Annotated in this window: 16 protein-coding genes; 10 read left to right on the forward strand and 6 right to left on the reverse strand. The window is 47.1% G+C overall.

Annotated elements, in window-relative coordinates; all coding sequences use genetic code 11:
- Positions 1-10 precede the first annotated feature (10 nt).
- Genes PV783_RS10840 through PV783_RS10860 form a run of 5 tightly spaced genes read left to right on the forward strand, consistent with a single transcriptional unit; the run spans position 11 to position 5,335 of the window.
- Positions 11-1,480 (forward strand): RagB/SusD family nutrient uptake outer membrane protein, encoded by a 1,470-nt coding sequence (locus PV783_RS10840; protein ID WP_420987960.1) that lies wholly within the window; start codon positions 11-13, stop codon positions 1,478-1,480.
- An 18-nt stretch (positions 1,481-1,498) separates the two neighbouring features.
- Positions 1,499-2,197 (forward strand): fasciclin domain-containing protein, encoded by a 699-nt coding sequence (locus tag PV783_RS10845; RefSeq protein WP_079468721.1) that lies wholly within the window; start codon positions 1,499-1,501, stop codon positions 2,195-2,197.
- A gap of 18 nt (positions 2,198-2,215) precedes the next feature.
- Positions 2,216-3,814 (forward strand): IPT/TIG domain-containing protein, encoded by a 1,599-nt coding sequence (locus PV783_RS10850; protein WP_420987961.1) that lies wholly within the window; start codon positions 2,216-2,218, stop codon positions 3,812-3,814.
- A gap of 28 nt (positions 3,815-3,842) precedes the next feature.
- Positions 3,843-4,760, forward strand: a complete 918-nt coding sequence (locus PV783_RS10855; RefSeq protein ID WP_420987962.1) for a hypothetical protein — start codon at positions 3,843-3,845, stop codon at positions 4,758-4,760.
- A gap of 20 nt (positions 4,761-4,780) precedes the next feature.
- Entirely contained in the window at positions 4,781-5,335 is a 555-nt protein-coding gene (locus PV783_RS10860; RefSeq protein ID WP_079468718.1) for a DUF1415 domain-containing protein, read from the forward strand.
- Here the strand turns inward: PV783_RS10860 and PV783_RS10865 are convergent.
- On the reverse strand, positions 5,330-6,346 hold the full coding sequence (locus PV783_RS10865; protein ID WP_420987963.1) for a LacI family DNA-binding transcriptional regulator: 1,017 nt from the start codon (positions 6,344-6,346) through the stop codon (positions 5,330-5,332). The two genes, PV783_RS10860 and PV783_RS10865, sit on opposite strands and share 6 nt — an antisense overlap.
- 129 nt (positions 6,347-6,475) lie before the next feature.
- On the opposite strand from PV783_RS10865, the gene PV783_RS10870 reads away from it, so the two are divergent.
- Positions 6,476-7,357: an inositol oxygenase family protein gene (locus PV783_RS10870; RefSeq protein WP_079470001.1), complete on the forward strand. Its 882-nt coding sequence runs from the start codon at positions 6,476-6,478 to the stop codon at positions 7,355-7,357.
- Positions 7,358-7,497: 140 nt separating this feature from the next.
- Complete coding sequence (locus PV783_RS10875; protein WP_111579609.1) at positions 7,498-9,189, forward strand: sodium:solute symporter family transporter; 1,692 nt, start codon at positions 7,498-7,500, stop codon at positions 9,187-9,189.
- A 26-nt stretch (positions 9,190-9,215) separates the two neighbouring features.
- Here PV783_RS10875 and PV783_RS10880 read toward each other — a convergent pair whose 3' ends face one another.
- The 4 genes from PV783_RS10880 to PV783_RS10895 form a co-directional block, all read right to left on the reverse strand.
- Complete coding sequence (locus PV783_RS10880) at positions 9,216-10,130, reverse strand: helix-turn-helix domain-containing protein (RefSeq protein WP_079468714.1); 915 nt, start codon at positions 10,128-10,130, stop codon at positions 9,216-9,218.
- A gap of 2 nt (positions 10,131-10,132) precedes the next feature.
- Positions 10,133-11,017, reverse strand: a complete 885-nt coding sequence (locus PV783_RS10885) for an NAD(P)H-binding protein (RefSeq protein ID WP_420987964.1) — start codon at positions 11,015-11,017, stop codon at positions 10,133-10,135.
- A gap of 113 nt (positions 11,018-11,130) precedes the next feature.
- Positions 11,131-12,171 carry a hypothetical protein gene (locus PV783_RS10890; protein ID WP_420987965.1) on the reverse strand — a complete coding sequence of 347 codons (1,041 nt, stop codon included), beginning with the start codon at positions 12,169-12,171 and terminating at the stop codon, positions 11,131-11,133.
- A gap of 64 nt (positions 12,172-12,235) precedes the next feature.
- Entirely contained in the window at positions 12,236-13,189 is a 954-nt protein-coding gene (locus tag PV783_RS10895; protein ID WP_336386551.1) for an NADP-dependent oxidoreductase, read from the reverse strand.
- 100 nt (positions 13,190-13,289) lie between these two features.
- On the opposite strand from PV783_RS10895, the gene PV783_RS10900 reads away from it, so the two are divergent.
- Positions 13,290-14,174, forward strand: coding sequence for an AraC family transcriptional regulator (locus tag PV783_RS10900; RefSeq protein WP_079468710.1), 885 nt, complete (start codon positions 13,290-13,292; stop codon positions 14,172-14,174).
- A 16-nt stretch (positions 14,175-14,190) separates the two neighbouring features.
- Here PV783_RS10900 and trhA read toward each other — a convergent pair whose 3' ends face one another.
- Positions 14,191-14,835, reverse strand: a complete 645-nt coding sequence (gene trhA, locus PV783_RS10905) for a PAQR family membrane homeostasis protein TrhA (protein WP_420987966.1) — start codon at positions 14,833-14,835, stop codon at positions 14,191-14,193.
- 197 nt (positions 14,836-15,032) lie between these two features.
- Between trhA and PV783_RS10910 the strand changes: the two genes are divergently transcribed.
- Both PV783_RS10910 and PV783_RS10915 read left to right on the forward strand, forming a co-directional pair.
- Positions 15,033-15,620 carry an RNA polymerase sigma factor gene (locus PV783_RS10910; protein WP_168771485.1) on the forward strand — a complete coding sequence of 196 codons (588 nt, stop codon included), beginning with the start codon at positions 15,033-15,035 and terminating at the stop codon, positions 15,618-15,620.
- 76 nt (positions 15,621-15,696) lie between these two features.
- Positions 15,697-16,656, forward strand: coding sequence for a FecR family protein (locus tag PV783_RS10915; protein ID WP_420987967.1), 960 nt, complete (start codon positions 15,697-15,699; stop codon positions 16,654-16,656).
- The last annotated feature ends 71 nt before the right edge of the window (positions 16,657-16,727 follow it).

The raw sequence follows: 16,727 nt of genomic DNA on the forward strand, positions 1-16,727 counted from the left end.
TTATTTTCAGATGAAACATTGGTTTAAAATAGGAATACTTTTCTGCCTTTTGCTGGGAGTGGGTTCCTGTAAGAAGTTCCTGGAAGTAAAGCCACTGGATACGCTTTCCGGGAAGGATTTCTGGAAAACAAGAGGCGATGCACAGAAGGCCATCAATGGCGCTTACGCAAGATTGCTGGAGAAATTTACCAAAGGTGTTGTATATAATGTAGGTGATTTCAGACCCGGCAACTGGAACTGGTTTGATAAGAACGGGTTCCGCAACCTGGCCGCCAACCGCCTGTTGCAGGCCGGCGGTGATGGTATTGAAGATATCCCGGATTGGGGATTGTTTTACCAGGCCATTGCTACTGCCAATCTTTGTATCGACAGGATACCCGGTATTGAAGATCCTGCCTTCAGCTCAAAAGAAAAGAAAGCCCTGGTAGCAGAAGCCCGCTTTATCCGCGCCTTCATCTACTTCTATATGACACGGCTATACGGAGATGTGCCCCTGCAAACAGACCCGTATGATATCACGCTGAGGCCGCGTGAAAAAATGCTGACCGTGCTGGACTTCTGTCTCAAAGATCTCGAAGCATGCAAAGAGGATATGGTAATTTCCTACGATGACCCTACCAACAGGGCTGTGCGTGGCACCAAAGGCGCCGCACTGGCGCTGATGGCACATATCAACATGTGGAGCGCCGGTTTTGATCCCGCCAATCAACAAAAATACTGGACACAAACCGCCGATCTGATCAAAGAACTGATGGATCTGCACGAATACAAACTGCTGCCTTACACCAAAGAAACCTTCCAGACCATTTTCAAAGGCCGCTCTGAAGAGGGCATCTTTGAACTGTCGCTGGATGCCAACTATGGCGGCGCTTTCCACTATCTCATCTGCCAGTGGACTTTACACGATCCTATTATCCGGGATGGATTGAACGGTAACAGCGAAATTACCCCGATGGTAAGGCACCTGGACAGGGTATATCCCCGCGGTGAATCCGACAGAAGGCTGGAGCTGTGGTTTGATGACCCTTATGCCTCCAAGGGAGAGAAGAAACCGATGTTCCTGAAATTTTCTGCGATCACCAATCCTATTACCAGGGACTACGATGCCAACTTCATCCTGTTCCGCTATGCAGATGTAATTCTGCTGAGAGCAGAAGCACTGGCCAACCTGGGTAACAGAAACGCAGAAGCCATAGCGATGCTCAACCTGGTACGTGAAAGGGCAGGCGCAAAACTGTATGCCGGAGGTGGTGGTGAGCCCCTGAAAACGGCTATTTTCTATGAAAGGGAAAAAGAACTGATGGGAGAAGGACACCTGTGGTATGACCTCATCCGCACCGGCAGGATTGGCGACAGAACCCTGACGGAAAATCCACTTACACCAGACCTGATGGAGAAAGGTGCATGGACCTGGCCAATAGCCACATCCGCAGTAAACAACAATCCGCTGGTCACCAGAAATCAATACTGGATACAATAACTGTAAAAAATATTCACTATGCGAAAGCTATTGCCCATAGCCGGCATTCTGCTGATAACAGGTCTGTTGTTATCTTCCTGTAAAAAAGATTATTATATCGACAGCGGTATTGCAGATCCGCACTATAAAGGAACCATTTACGAGTACCTGGTACAGAACCCGGACCTTTTTGATACCGTGGCGTATGTAGTAGAAAAAGCCGGGCTGAAAGAAATGTTGCAGAACGATTCCGTTACCTTCTTTACCCCAACAGATCAGAGCATTGTGGATGCGATCGACGATCTGAATGAATACCGTTACCGGATGGTGGAAGACAGCGTGAAACTGGCTGATATTCCTCCTAAAGTATGGAAGAAATTCCTGGGTATGTACATGCTCAAAGGGAAGTATACCGCCAATAAATTTGCGCGTATAGACCCGGTGAATGTATATGCTTACCCGGGAATTAACTACGTGATGAACAGTGGCTATATCCTCAACATCGGGTTAATTTACCAGAACTATAACGGCGTGGAAGCGGTAGGTGCGCGTGTATTGCTGCTCACAGACATCACCTATGATCCGGTGACTTTTGCCAATAATCAGAAAGTACAGGTGATGACCTCCGATATTCAGCCAACAAACGGTGTATTGCATGTGCTGAATTTCCGGCACAACTTCGGTTTCCGGCCGGGAGAATTTGTCAGAATAGCGGAACAGGAACTGCAGAATCAATAACTCATTAACGCATTCAGTATGAAAAAATATACGTATTTAATAGCGCTGCTGGCAGTGTTGGGCGCCTGTACCAAAGATAAGATCAGCTCCAAAGGGGACGATCCTTATAAAGAGCAGGTGAAGCCGGCGATCTATATCAATAAAGATGGTATCAGCCCGGCTCGTGCACGTGTAGGAGAGGAAGTGCTGATCAGCGGAAAAGGCTTCCTGGCAAACAAGGATAAGCTGGCCATCCTTTTTAACGGCGTGAGCGCGCCTATCCTGGCGCTTACAGATACCACCGCGCGTGTAAAAGTGCCTGCGCAGGCAGCCACTGGTAACGTGGCTGCACAGGTAGACCAGCAGTATTTCTTTGGTCCTTTCTTCCGCGTAACCGGTGTTTTCGAGATGGATACCCTTTTCCCCAGTAAAGTAGCCGCTAACGGAGGCATCTCGGATATTATACCTGTGGAAGACGGGAAGTATTTAGTAGTGGGTGATTTTACAGACTTCGATAACTCCGGTAAAGAAGGAAAACTGAACCGCGTGGCCAGGATTAACCACGATGGTAAAGTAGATGGCAGTTTTGGCCCTTCGAAGAAAAACGGTACCAATACCTTTGTGGCTACCGCCGCCGCACTGCCCGGCGCCGACCGGAGATACCTGGTAGCAGGCGCCTTTAATAACTATGAAGGCGTAAATTTTGTAAACAGCATCGCGTTGTTGAATAACAACGGCTCCCTGGCTGCGGATAAAATATTCAGTCCTACCGGGAAGGAAATCACCGTGTCTTCCCTGAAGGGCGGCATTTCCGGGCAGGTAGCCAATATGCATGTGCAGGCAGATGGCAGGATCCTGCTCACAGGCTTCTTCCGTTTTTATGTACAACCCAACTACAACCTCACCGGCGCTGCCGGTCAGGATTCCGTACATCTTGATTCCGTACAGATTAACGGACTGGTTCGGTTAATGCCCGACGGAAGCCTGGATAGTACCTACAACTACGACCTGGCGAAACACATGGGTAAAGAGGGGCCCAATGGTTATATCAACCGTTCTATCCTCCTGCCCGATGGAAAACTGCTGATTGCAGGTACTTTCACCAAATACAACGGACAAGCGGTGAACCGTATTGCCAGGTTGAATGCAGATGGTTCTATTGATCCTTCCTTTTCGGCAGGAGCAGGCCCCGATCAGAATATCCTGAATATGACCCGCCAGGCGGATGGAAAGCTGATTATTGTAGGTCGGTTCAATACTTTCGGCGGACTTAAACTCGCTAACGTAGCCCGTATCAACGAAAACGGGGTGGTAGATCCCACGTTTAATGTAGGTGCAGGCTCCAATGGTTACCTGTTCAATGCGCATGTAATGCCCGGAGGAGAGGTAATTGTGAGTGGTATCTTTACGGAGTTCAGCGGACTGGTTCGCAACAACATGATTGTGCTCACCGACAAAGGCGCTATTCATCCTTCGTATAACACTATTGGCGGTGTAACGCTGGACCAGAACGCCAACAGTGGCGGTATTACACAGATCCTGCCGCAGGTGGGAGAGAAGTCGCTGCTGGTAGTAGGTACCTTTACGAAGTTCGATTACCGTGATGCCAACAGGTTTGTACGGATTACTTACCCGTGATCCCCTAAAAGCAGCGTACCTTTGAGGTATGTATGTTTTACCGGAGATAATAAAAAGTATTTCGTCACAACATGATCAACATAAAGAACTGAATCTTTTTTATGGCGGGAAAAGCGCCGCACTGGCGTGGACGCCTTATACCAGGTTCCTGCTGGCCACCTATCCGCGTGAAATTTTACAATTGAACGCGGATGGGTTGACAGCAGGTTTGGTTAATTACCTCACTACCCAGGCCCAGCTTACTTTTTGCGCTGCCAACCAGTATATGAATGTTTCCGGTATTGCCGGCGAGTCGCTAAAGGCGGTATATGTTACTTTAATGGAGGATATTGTTACCCGCCTCAAAAGAAAACAAACCAATTTCGATGATCTGGAACAACTGCATGGGCAACGCTTAACAAAGTGGTTGCTGCACACCAATCCATTTGTAAAAGAGCTGAACAGCGACCTGGAGCCTCATGTAAAAAGGGTGGTGTGTGCAGAATATACACCCGCCACGCAATTATCCGTGCTGCGGCTAAACCTGGCTACCATCAAAGGTCCTGTGCTGGATATCGGTTGCGGTCAACATGCTTACCTGGTGCGATACCTGCGTAAACAGGGCATCAAAGCATATGGAATAGACCGGTTTATTGAACAGCCGGAAAGTTATCTCGGGTCTGCCGACTGGCTGGAATACCGCCTGGAGCCCAACAGCTGGGGCACTATCATCTCCAATCTGTCTTTCTCCAATCATTTTCTGCACCATCACGGGCGCAGCAACAGCGCTTATATGAGCTATGCCCAAAAGTATATGGAGATACTGGCATCGCTGCAAACCGGCGGTAGTTACCATTATGCGCCGGCTTTACCTATGATTGAATCTTACCTGCCTGCTGCGCAATATGATATCAGCCACGACAAAGTAGGCGATCACTTCAGGAGTACCGTGATCACCAGAAGATAGTTATCCGTACCTTCACTGCTATGGTATATGATCCGGAACAGGCAGCAGCGGTAATAACACAAACTCAGAACTGGGTCAGGGAACTTGTGATTGGTTGTAACTTCTGTCCCTTTGCAAACAGGGAGGTAAAGAAGAACAGCATCCGGTACCAGGTGAGTGGCGCTGTATCGCTGCAGGTGGCCAGTGACGAGCTGTTACAGGAGTGTTTGTTGCTGGACAGTGAACCGGCTGTATCTACTACATTGCTGATTTTTCCCGCAGGCTTCCCGGTGTTCCGTGATTATCTCGACCTGGTGTCGGTGGTGGAAAAAATGATTTATAAGAAGAAGTACACCGGTATTTACCAGCTGGCGAGTTTTCATCCGCTGTACCAGTTTGCCGGCGCTGATCTGGAGGATGCGGCCAATTATACCAACAGGTCCGTTTACCCGATGCTGCATCTTTTACGGGAAGCGGAAATAGAGAAAGCGTTGCAGCAATATCCCCACCCTGAAAACATCCCCGAACGCAATATCAGCTTTGCCCGTGAAAAGGGCACTACGTACATGAAAATGCTGCGGGATAGTTGTTTATAGCCCTGACTTTGTAGAATTTCTTATAATCAGTGAAGAAGGAATCACCTGTTGCTGCTCCTGTAGCGGGAAGCTGCTGCTTTTGAGCGCTTTGAACAATACGGTAGCGGCGGCGTGTCCCATGTCGAAGGCGGGTTGCGAAACGGTGGTCAGCGATGGCTGCAGGAACCGTGCAGTGCTCAGGTTGGAGAAGCCGATCACCTGTACATCGCCGGGAATAGTGAGGGATAGCTCTTCACAGGCGAGGTAAACAGCTGTGGCCAGTTTTTCCGTGGTGGCAATGAGGCCGTCGTAATGATTTTGCTGTAAGGCTGTTTGCAGCAGTTGCTGGGTAGCTGCGGGATCGTTGGAGCAATAGAGAATGCTGGCGGGAGTAAGCGGAAGCTGATGATCGGCCAGTGCCTGCCGGAACCCTTCTGCCCGCCTGTTGCTGATAGAAAGCTGTCTCGATGCCGATAACAGGCCGATATTACGGCATCCGCCGGCAATCAGGTGTGTGGTGGCGTTATAAGCGGCGTTAGCGTCGTCTGTGGTGATCCTGGCGGCTGTTACTTCTTCACAAACCCTGTCGAAAAACACTACGGGTATTTCTTTCACCAGCTGTGTCAGTCCGTGTGCTGCTGCCGATGTTTCTGTAGTAACAGAAATAAGTACGCCATCTACCCGTCCGCTCTGGAAATCTTTCAAAATAGCCTCTTCTTTCGCAAAACTTTCATGGGTAAGATAAATAAGCACATGGTAGCCTTTCTCCTGTGCAACAGATTCAATACCGTTGATGGCTTCTGCAAAAAAGCTGTCGGCTACCTCGGGGATGACCACCGCAATGGTATGACTGGACTTTTTCCGCAGGCTGCTGGCATATGGATTAGGTACATAATTCAGCTCTGCGGCGAGCGCCAGCACCCGCTGCTTTGTTTCTTCGCTTATTTCATGACTGTTGCTCAGCGCTTTTGAAATGGTGGCAGTAGATAACTGCAACCTTTCCGCAAGCATCCTGATGGTGACGTTTTCCATATAACGGCCGTGTTACTTAATCGGTTAAGTAAATAAAGTTATTCTATTATGCGGAAGATTTTTAAAAAGATCGCATATTTAGAGGAGGATATTTTTCTGCATTTCCACGAACTTTTAAAATCTGATATTATGGATAGCGTTAACGGGCAGCCAAATCCTGCACCACTTACTTCACTTGATCAATGGGAAGATGATTTACTGGAGCGATATCCTGATCCCGCCAATATCAACAAGGAAAAAAGCACTGCTGAATTCCGGAATTATGAAGCGCCTCCACGCGACACCGTGCGGGAGTTTTACCGGTTAAATCATACTTACCAGTCTTACGCATTTGTAAAAGAAAAAGAGAAGGAATTTCTTTCTTTCAATAAAAGAGAAATGTCGGTATGGGATGCCTTCGATTTTCTCAACCAGCTGGTAGATGATTCCGATCCGGATACAGACCTGGACCAGTTCCAGCACTTGCTGCAAACATCGGAAGCTATCCGTGCTGATGGCCATCCTGACTGGATGGTGCTCACCGGCCTGTTTCACGACATGGGCAAAGTATTATGCCTGTTCGGCGAACCGCAATGGGCAGTGGTAGGGGATACGTTTCCTGTTGGCTGCGCCTTCTCCGATAAAATTGTTTTCCCGGAATTCTTCAAAAATAACCCGGACATCAACAACCCGGATTACAACACAAAGTATGGCGTATATGAACCTAACTGCGGTTTGGAAAATGTACACCTGAGCTGGGGACACGACGAATATATTTACCAGATCATGAAAAATCATTTGCCGGAACCGGCCCTGTACATGCTGCGCTATCACTCCTTTTATCCGCAGCACAGGGAACATGCTTACGGTCACCTGATGAATGCGCATGATGTGGAAATGTTTAAATGGGTGGATCTGTTTAATCCGTACGACCTGTACTCGAAGAGCCCCACTCCACCTGATTGGAAAGTATTAAGACCATATTACGAAGACCTGGTAGCAAAATATCTACCATCCACCTTGAAGTTTTGAACAGTGATATTATGGATTACCGGTGGAGATGCGGCTTGCTGACGTCTCTCCGGTGATCCTTTTTTTTACATGCCGGAAAGTGTTATATTATATCCAGGTATTACCCACGTTAAAAAAACTGCTGATCAACCGCTCCACTTATGAGTAATCAACTTGTGTTCAAAGACTACCTGGTATTTGCGTTGTATTTTGTGATTGTTGCTACCTACGGATATTGGATTTATAAAAGAAAGAAGAAAGGAGCTGTAAGCGCTTCAAAGAATTTTTTCCTTGCAGAAGGATCTCTTACCTGGTGGGCCATTGGTGCTTCCATCATTGCTTCCAACATTTCAGCGGAACAGTTTATCGGGATGAGCGGCGATGGCTTTTTTGTGGGCATCGCGGTATCCGTGTATGAATGGGTGGGTGCAGCAGCGCTGATCATTGTGGCGGTATTCCTGATGCCGGTGTATATCAAAAATAAGATCTACACCATGCCACAATTCCTGAAAACGCGCTACAATGAAACCGTAGCGTTGATTATGTCTGTATTCTGGTTGTTTTTATATGTATTTGTTAACCTCACTTCTATTTTGTATCTGGGCGCTCTCGCTATCAACGGACTACTTGGGGGCGCCTATTTTCATGAAGTGATGGTGGCGCTGGCGATCTTCTCTGTAGTGATTACCCTGGGTGGCATGAAAGTAATTGGTTACACAGATGTAATACAGGTGGGCGTGCTGATCATCGGCGGACTGGCCACTACCTGGATGGCGTTAACCGTAGTAAGCGAAAAGTTTGGTATGGGGAAAGATGTGTTGGCCGGTTTTAATATCCTGATACAGGAAGCACCCGATCATTTTCATATGATGCTGAAGAAGCCCGCTGTGGGCGCACCGCAGGACTATGTGAACAAATACCTGATCCTGCCGGGCTTTGGTATGTACATCGCCGGACAGTGGATCAGTAACCTTAACTACTGGGGCTGTAACCAGTATATCACGCAGCGCGCACTGGGCGCAGATCTGCAAACCGCCCGCACGGGTATCTTATTCGCCGGTTTACTCAAAATACTCATGCCGGTAATTGTAATGCTGCCGGGTATTGTGGCGTATGTGTTGTATCAGCATGGGCACCTGCCACAGCTCGAAGGAGGACAAAAAGACGGCGCCTATGCGGCCATTTTAACCCTGCTGCCGGCCGGTTTGAAAGGGCTTGCCATTGCGGCGCTTACGGCAGCTATAGTAGCTTCGCTGGCTGGTAAGTCCAACAGTATTTCCACCATTTTTACTTTAGATGTTTACAAGAAATATATCAATACCAAGGCAGATGAAAAGCAGCTGGTATGGACAGGCAGGCTCACTATTATAGCCGCTATCGTCATCGGCGTGTTATTCACCTGGAACGATGTGCTGGATATTGGCGGCGCCGGCGGTTATACTTTTGTACAAAAGTATTCCAGCTTTATCAGTCCCGGGGTATTTGCCACTTTTATCCTCGGCATGTTCTGGAAAAGAACCAGTGGCGCTGCTGCCATAGCGGGGATTATTACTGGTTTTGCTGCTTCGCTGTTCTTTAACCAGATTGCTGTGAAAATATTTGGTCCTGAAACGGTATTGTATTCCGCTTTCCACAATGCAAAGGGCGAATACGAAATTCCTTTCTTTATCAGCCTGGGATGGTCTTTCCTTACTACGGTGCTGGTAATGGTGGCTATCAGCCTGGCGGGGCCAAAGGTGAGTGCCAAAGCTTTTGAGCTGGATTATGAGATGTTTAAGCTGAAGCCTTCTTCCGTGATTTTAATTGTAACGATATTATTGTTGCTGTCGGTTATTTATGTGAGGTTTTGGTAAGATGATTTGCTGTTTGCTTGTTATTTTCAATTAAACGACTGCCTGTACTCCAGCGGCGTTACCTTCATTTTACTCTTAAACAGTTTGCTGAACGACTGCGGGTGTTCAAACCCCAGCTCGTAAGCAATTTCACTTACAGACAAACCGGTGGTGGACAATTTCTCTTTTGCCTTTTCCATTAATTTGTCGTGGATGTGTTGCTGGGTGCTTTGTCCCGTCAGTACTTTAAGCAATGCGCTTAAATAGCCGGGTGATACATGGAGTGTGTCGGCGATGTATTGAACGGTGGGTAACCCTTTGGTTGCGAGGGAATCGCTGTTGAACCACGCGGTGAGTACGCTTTCCATTCGATCAAGAATAGTGTGGTTGGCTATTTTTCTTGTGATAAACTGGCGATGATAGAACCTTTCTGCATAGGTTAATAATAGTTCCAGTTGCGCTATCATTACATCCTGACTGAATTTATCAATGCTGGTATGATATTCCTGCTCCATATTCTGCACAATGCCTGTAATAATCTCCTCTTCTTTTTCTGACATATGCAGGGCTTCATTCACTGAGTAGCCAAAATATTCGTATTGCTTTATTTTCTTTGCCAACGGGGTGTTCCAGAGAAAATCGGGATGGATCAGTACAATCCATCCCGAATGTTGAAAATCTTCCTGCGTTTCAATGGAATACACCTGTCCGGGTGCAATAAAGAAAAGGATTCCTCCGTCGAAGTCGTATTCCTGCTGGCCGTATTTCACCCTGGTATTAACGGCCCTTTTCAGGGCGATGGAATAAAAATCCTGTATCAGGCTTTTCGGTTCACCCTCGCCGATGCGTTTAATCGTTTCAAAATTGATTACACTGATTAACGGGTGCAGCGGCCTGGACAAATTCCGGAGCTGGTGAAATTCGTTGATCGTTTTAATTTTATATGGTTGTACACCTGCCATAATTATTTTTTAAAAGCAGCAGCAAATTCTTTTGCAAAATCCTCCAGCTTTACTTTTCCCATAGCCGGTTTATTCAGGTAATAGTCGGCGGTTAACGCGCCGCTGTGAATGCTTGCAAACATCTCCACGAAGCTGGTTGCGAGGGATGCCGGTACCCCATGTGCTTCCATACCGCTTTGCATTTGCTCATTAGTGATAACCGTCCACTTTAAATCCGGCTTTCCGATAGCGGCGCCCAGAATACCTGCAATTTCACTGGCAGTACGTTCGTCGCTGGCCACATAATGCACATTGCTGCCGGGAGCTGCGGGGGTTACTATTTCACCGGCAATGGCGGCGGCAATATCAATTGGCGATACCAGTACAATCCTATCTTCTCCGCCATAATTTGCCGTTATCACGCCCGTGTGTTTTATCATTTCTATAAAGCTAAATAAATTATAGTAGAAATAAGCGGGGCGCATATGCGTAACAGCTATGCCTGGCAATTCATTCAGCATCACTTCTACATGGTGGGCGCCGAGAATCAGGCCGGTACCTTTATCCAGGTGGGCGCCATAGCTACTGAGATGGATCACCCGTTTTACGCCTGACTGTTGAATCGCCGTTATGTAATTGCCGGCAATTCTGCGATAGTACGCAACCTGGTTGGGTTCGGAGAGATCGGGAGGTATCATGCAATACACGGCGTTTGCCCCGGTGAATGTAGCCGATAGGAAATCCGCATCTTCCAGTGTGCCGATGGCGGCGGTGGCGCCCAATGCTTCAATGTCTTTCTGCTTTTCCGGTTTGCTGCTGATCACCACTACGGCGTGACCTTGCTGTACTAACTCCTTTGTCAGCGGCTTACTGATATTCCCTAAGGAACCTGTAACGATGATTTTCATGTTGCTGTTTTTTTGATGCTACGAAGGTCCGTAGCATCAGGAAAACAGCTGTAGCCGGATCTGCTATTGTTGTAGTCAAAACGAAGGTTGCTATCAATTTAAACAGGAGGTAATTATTCCTTTTTTGAAGGGATCATGAGTTCTGTGTTATTCACCAGCATTACGAAGTAAGCTTGTGCGGCTGTCTTTTTTTTCATCATCAGCAGGAATGGTTTATCAAATAGCATTGTCTTAGGACGAGGTCTTGATGAATCAACGGCTGAAACCGCTATTTCTGCTTCGCTTTCCATCATGCTGCCATGTTCATTGAATACAAGCGCAGTACGCTGGGCGGCTGTTATTACCTCGAAAAAACGGAGGCCGGTTGTAAAGGTCTGTCCTTCCAATTGCGGGTAATGGGCGGCAATGTTGAATGCTAATGCTGGTATCAGCAATTTATCTTCCGTTGTGAGAAACCGTTTCCAATATAAGTCACTGTTATTGGCTTCTTCCTGGCCCAGGCGCTCCTGTTTTTTCAGTTGTTTGATAATATCATCAAGATTGGTGGCTGTGTCTATCCCTTTCATTAAAATAATTTCCTGGGTGCTGTCTGCGGGAATTAGTTTAATACAGAAGTGATCATCATCTTTATAATACACGATATCTACATTTTGTGTCAAGGTGTAGTTATAATCGTAAATGCCAAAAGAAACCACCGGCTGCTTGTTAAACCGTAGTAAAGTATCCCATCGTTGCATGGAAGTGTAAAAGGGGAGTGATTTGTTAAAGGAAGCGGTAGCGCGGATCGTGTCGCGGCTAACATACACGGTTGTTTTAAACTCCGCCTTGCCCAGAGAGGCTTGATGGCTGGCGGATTTATTGAGCAATAAAAAATCCGCTGAACTTCCATCAGAAGGCAAAACCCCGCCAGGAAGATGTTCCTTTACCTCATCCCATGCAAACAATAGTGTAGGCGTATAAATCACATTTTTATCATGTGGAATCCTGCTTTCTAGTGTGGGTACAAATACGGTAGTCTTTAATTTTTCAATAGCTATAACGGGAGGGAATCCGCCGGGAAGGCTATCTGTGGCGTCTGTCAGCGGCTCGTTACTGTTTGTATGGCAGCTGCTCATGGCCGCGGCCAGTGCGATTAATACAACATATACTTTCATAGGTAATAAATCTGCCCCAACATACAAATAAAATGTATGCCAGGACAGATTTATTGCGATCCAGCTATATCTTCACCACCACCTTTCCCAGCGTCTTCCCGGTAGCTACCTGCTCATGCGCTTTGCCTGTTTCCTCCAATGCATACACATGTGCTATTTCAGAGTGCAGATCTCCCTGTTCCAGCAACGCGGCAATGGATTTCATATCATCGCCGTTGGAAACCACGGATATCCGGTGTGTATACACGTTTTTAGCAGCAGCTTTTTGTTTTTGCTCATCACTGAAAAATACGAGTAGGCTGATCAGGCGGCCACCATCTTTTACGGCTGCGAGGGAGCGGTCGATATGATCAGGGGCGCCGAGCGAATCGAGTACGATATCTGCATCGGTCACTACTTCTTCAAATTTCTGGCTATTATAATCGATGTGCTCATCTGCACCAAAACGGAGTACTGCCTCTCTTTTTTCGGCGGAAGACGTACCTATTACATAGGCGCCAAAGTGTTTGGCAATTTGTACGGCATAATGTCCAACACCGCCTGCGGCTGCGTGGATCAGCACTTTATCGCCCTTTTTTATTTTGCCATAGGTTACCAGTGCCTGCCATGCAGTGAGGGCAGCCAGGGAAGCGGCGGCTGCGGCTTCGTAGGAAGTGTTGGCGGGCTTCAGTGCCAGTTGGCTTTCGGGGGCGGCTACATATTCTGCGTAGGCTTTACCATGACCGGTAAAGTTCACCATGCCAAATACAGCGTCTCCTGGTTTAAACTGTTTTACATTTTTACCTGTGGCGGTTACTTCTCCCGCAATATCCCATCCAATGATAATATCCTCGCCTTCCTGTGGTTGCAGGAACATGTTGAGTGCGCCTTCACTGGCCCTTACAAAGGCATCTACCGGGTTAATGCCTGCGGCATGGTTGCGTACCAGTACTTCATTATCCTTAATAGCGGGAACCGGGATATCCCTGAGTTCCAGGTTTTCTGTACCGCCTACCTGCTTTAATACGATTGCTTTCATATGCTTGTTTTGTTTTTTATGATTTGATGAGTCAAAATTCCAATAAATTTGCAGGTATACCCTTGTACGAATCAGGGTACATTTTGTACAATTATAGGTTATGGAAGTATTGAATCTTTTTAAGCCGTTTGACATTGCATATATAGAGGAAGAGGTATGCCCGATGGGACAACACCGTAACAATTTCTTTGAGCTGGTATATATTGTGAAGGGGACTGGCACCTTCCACAACAACCAGCATGCTTTTCAATATGAGCCGGAAAACCTGTTCCTGCTTATGCCGCAGGACGTACAGTATACCCGCATAAAAAGCCGGACCGGCTTCCTGTTTATCCGTTTTAACGGTATCTACCTGGAAGCGCAGCGTACGGGCAGTACTCATAGTAACCTGGGCGACTGGGCAAAGAAACTGGAGTTTATCTTCCATAATAATCATCATTTCCCCGGCTGTATTTTATATAATTCAGCAGACAGACCGATTGTAAATGCGCTGATAAATGCACTGATGCTGGAGTATCCGCGCGAACAATCCCTGCGCAACGAGGTGGTGCAGCAGCTGGTAAATACCATTATCACCATCGTGGCACGTAATGTATCGCTGCTCACACCGGAAAAAACGGCGGTAAACAGTGAGGTATCCAACGATATCATCGGTTATATCCATCAGAATATTTATTACCCGGAAAACCTGCGTGCCGAAAAACTGGCGGCGCGGTTTAATATCTCCCCGAATTATATCAGTGAATATGTGAAGAAATTAACCGGAGAGAGCATTCAACGGTATGTAACCAATTATAAGCTGAAGCTGGTAGAAACGCGGCTGCAATACAGCGATATGCGGATGAGTGAAATTGTGGATGAACTGGGCTTTACGGACGAAAGCCATCTGAACAGGACGTTCAAGAAATACACCGGTATCAATCCTACCGACTACCGGAAAAAGATGTGGGCAGAGAGAAATTACCAGCCGGGGTTAAGCGGCTGATAATTTCCCGGAACGTTTACATGGCCATCAATACCGCCACATAATGACAGATAGCCGCTGCCAGTACCAGCAAATGCCATACGGCATGCATATAGGTGTATTTATCCCAGATATAGAAAATAACCCCTATTGTGTATAATCCGCCGCCAATGGCCAGCATAATGATCACCGGCAGGGGAAGGTTGTCAAAAAAACGGCGGCCGCCAAATACCATGATCCAGCCCATCAAAAGATAGATGATAGTGGACACAATATCATATTTTCCCGTAAACCAGGTTTTAAATAAGACGCCGACCAGTGTAAGCCCCCATAGGATCGACAACAGCGTAATCCCAAAGGCATTATTCATATACACCAGCAGGAAAGGTGTATAGGTGCCGGCTATTAAAAAGTAAATACTGATATGATCAAATATCAGGAACAGTTTTTTTATGGCCAGCTCCTGCGATAAATGGTAAATAGTGGAGTTTGTAAACAACAATATAAAACAGAAGGTATAAATACATGCGCCTACAATGCCCGGCGTATTACCATGTGTGGCGGCAATACCCGCCAACATGGGCAATGCACTTACCCCGAAAATAACGCCTACCCCATGTATCAGCCCGTTCACAATTTCCTGTTTACGGCTGTACCCCTTTTCTTTCATTATAACTGCCATCCCTTCCTTTTTTCTAATGTTAGCAAGCTGCATTTCCGTGCAGTATCCCTGCAAAAATAAGCTAATATTACTCAGAAGGCAGATCGAGTTTATCTATTCCTTTATAAAACTATTCGTTTTATAAAGGGTAGTTGATTCTCAGCATAAATAAGCGTAAGTTAGACCACCAATATATTTCTTCAAAGCACTTCAATCCTGTGAACACGAACGAAATAAATGAAGCCACTATTAAAGAGGCGCTGAAACGCAGCGACAGGGAGGCGCTGGGGCAGTTGTTCCGCCTGTATTATCCCCGCCTGCTGGGATACGCATGCAAATTTGTGACGAAAGAAGCCGCGGAAGATATTGTGCAGGATGTGTTTATACAATTGCAGCATAAAGGCGCCGCCGGCGATATCAGGCAAAGCCTCCCCGGATACCTTTTCCGCTCCGTACACAACAGCTGTGTGGATCACCTGAGACATGAAATGGTACACCGGCGCTATGTAGATGCCGCCCTTACCGCCCTTTCCCTGGAAGAAGCAGCCTGGTACGACCCCGAAAAAGGACGGCAAAGCCTGGTCCTCACCGCGGGCGACGATGAGGTGCAGCAAGCCATCGGGCAACTGCCTCCCAAATGCCGCGCTATACTGGAACTCCGCTACAAAGACGGCCTCCGGACCAAAGAAATATCCGGTATCATGGGCATATCTGCCCGCACCGTAGAAACACAACTCTATAAAGCCATGAAACAACTCCGCTCCAGTATTAAAAAGGTGAAAATCCTCCTCTGGTCGTTATACTGATCGCCCTCTCCGGCCGGTCAAATTTTTTTTTATCCACGTACGTAGAATTGATTTACTCATCCGTCTTTATATTATCATGGAAGAACAAGATTTTGATTATAATCTCCTTGTCAGGTTTATTGAAGGGAACGCAAATGCCCGTGAAAAGGAACAGGTGATGGATTGGCTGCATCAAAACGAACAACATAAACAGCTGTATTTCCAGGTAAAGGATATCCTGGACTATACCGCCGCACCCGGCGTAACCGCCGCAGAAACAGAACAACGCTGGCAACAGGTATCCGCCCGGTTAGCAGCAGCGCCAGCCACCGCAAAAGTATTATACCCGTGGTACCGTGTGGCCGCAGCAGTAGCCGTATTGATGATCCTGGCCGCCGCCATATTATACACCTGGTTCCCCGCGCGTCCCGCCCTGGTAACCATCCTTAATAAGGACGCCGCTCCCAAAGTGGTGATGCTGCCAGACAGCAGCCAGGTATGGTTACTGAAAGGCAGTGAACTAAGCTATGCCCCCGGCTGGGAAAAAGAAAGAAAAGTGACGCTGAAAGGAACCGCTTTTTTTGAAGTAAATAAACACACGGAGCATCCTTTCACGGTAAAGATGCAGCAGATGGACATCATAGTACTGGGTACCTCTTTCATTGCCAACAGCGGCGCTGCCACCGCCGCCGCAGCGGTGAGCGATGGTATGGTAAGAGCGGTGCTGCCGGGAAAAGAATGGACGCTGAAACCCGATGAAGGCGTTTTCTTTGAAAATGGAAAAAGCAGCAAACAGGTAGTGCATGGCAGCTACTACCGGATGATGAAAGCCGGCTACTTCGACTTTAATAATACCACGATGTCCGAAATCGCGGAAATCCTGCAGGTGGTATATGGCTACCAGGTAACGGTAAGGCAGCCGGAAGTATTGCAGCAACGCAGTATGAGCGGGCATATGGCGATTAGTGATGAGGCCAGTCTCCATAAAGCCATTTCAATTATTATGCGCGTAGAGATAATAAAAGATGGACAACAAATAATTATTCAACCAAAATAAACAGATCGAACGATAATGAATGAGCCTGCCGGCAGGAACAGTGTACTGAAAAGGAAAACCAAAATTAAAAT

Origin of the sequence: Chitinophaga sp. CC14 (assembly GCF_048957795.1) — a bacterium.
In the GTDB taxonomy this organism is placed as follows: Bacteria; Bacteroidota; Bacteroidia; order Chitinophagales; family Chitinophagaceae; genus Chitinophaga; species Chitinophaga ginsengisegetis.

What these genes read in the sequence shown, in the direction of transcription:
- PV783_RS10840 (WP_420987960.1), top strand. Translation starts at nt 11, where the DNA reads ATGAAACATTGGTTTAAAATAGGAATACTTTTCTGCCTTTTGCTGGGA.
- PV783_RS10845 (WP_079468721.1), top strand. Translation starts at nt 1,499, where the DNA reads ATGCGAAAGCTATTGCCCATAGCCGGCATTCTGCTGATAACAGGTCTG.
- PV783_RS10850 (WP_420987961.1), top strand. Translation starts at nt 2,216, where the DNA reads ATGAAAAAATATACGTATTTAATAGCGCTGCTGGCAGTGTTGGGCGCC.
- PV783_RS10855 (WP_420987962.1), top strand. Translation starts at nt 3,843, where the DNA reads ATGTATGTTTTACCGGAGATAATAAAAAGTATTTCGTCACAACATGAT.
- PV783_RS10860 (WP_079468718.1), top strand. Translation starts at nt 4,781, where the DNA reads ATGGTATATGATCCGGAACAGGCAGCAGCGGTAATAACACAAACTCAG.
- PV783_RS10865 (WP_420987963.1), bottom strand. Translation starts at nt 6,346, where the DNA reads ATGGAAAACGTCACCATCAGGATGCTTGCGGAAAGGTTGCAGTTATCT.
- PV783_RS10870 (WP_079470001.1), top strand. Translation starts at nt 6,476, where the DNA reads ATGGATAGCGTTAACGGGCAGCCAAATCCTGCACCACTTACTTCACTT.
- PV783_RS10875 (WP_111579609.1), top strand. Translation starts at nt 7,498, where the DNA reads ATGAGTAATCAACTTGTGTTCAAAGACTACCTGGTATTTGCGTTGTAT.
- PV783_RS10880 (WP_079468714.1), bottom strand. Translation starts at nt 10,130, where the DNA reads ATGGCAGGTGTACAACCATATAAAATTAAAACGATCAACGAATTTCAC.
- PV783_RS10885 (WP_420987964.1), bottom strand. Translation starts at nt 11,017, where the DNA reads ATGAAAATCATCGTTACAGGTTCCTTAGGGAATATCAGTAAGCCGCTG.
- PV783_RS10890 (WP_420987965.1), bottom strand. Translation starts at nt 12,171, where the DNA reads ATGAAAGTATATGTTGTATTAATCGCACTGGCCGCGGCCATGAGCAGC.
- PV783_RS10895 (WP_336386551.1), bottom strand. Translation starts at nt 13,189, where the DNA reads ATGAAAGCAATCGTATTAAAGCAGGTAGGCGGTACAGAAAACCTGGAA.
- PV783_RS10900 (WP_079468710.1), top strand. Translation starts at nt 13,290, where the DNA reads ATGGAAGTATTGAATCTTTTTAAGCCGTTTGACATTGCATATATAGAG.
- trhA (WP_420987966.1), bottom strand. Translation starts at nt 14,835, where the DNA reads ATGGCAGTTATAATGAAAGAAAAGGGGTACAGCCGTAAACAGGAAATT.
- PV783_RS10915 (WP_420987967.1), top strand. Translation starts at nt 15,697, where the DNA reads ATGGAAGAACAAGATTTTGATTATAATCTCCTTGTCAGGTTTATTGAA.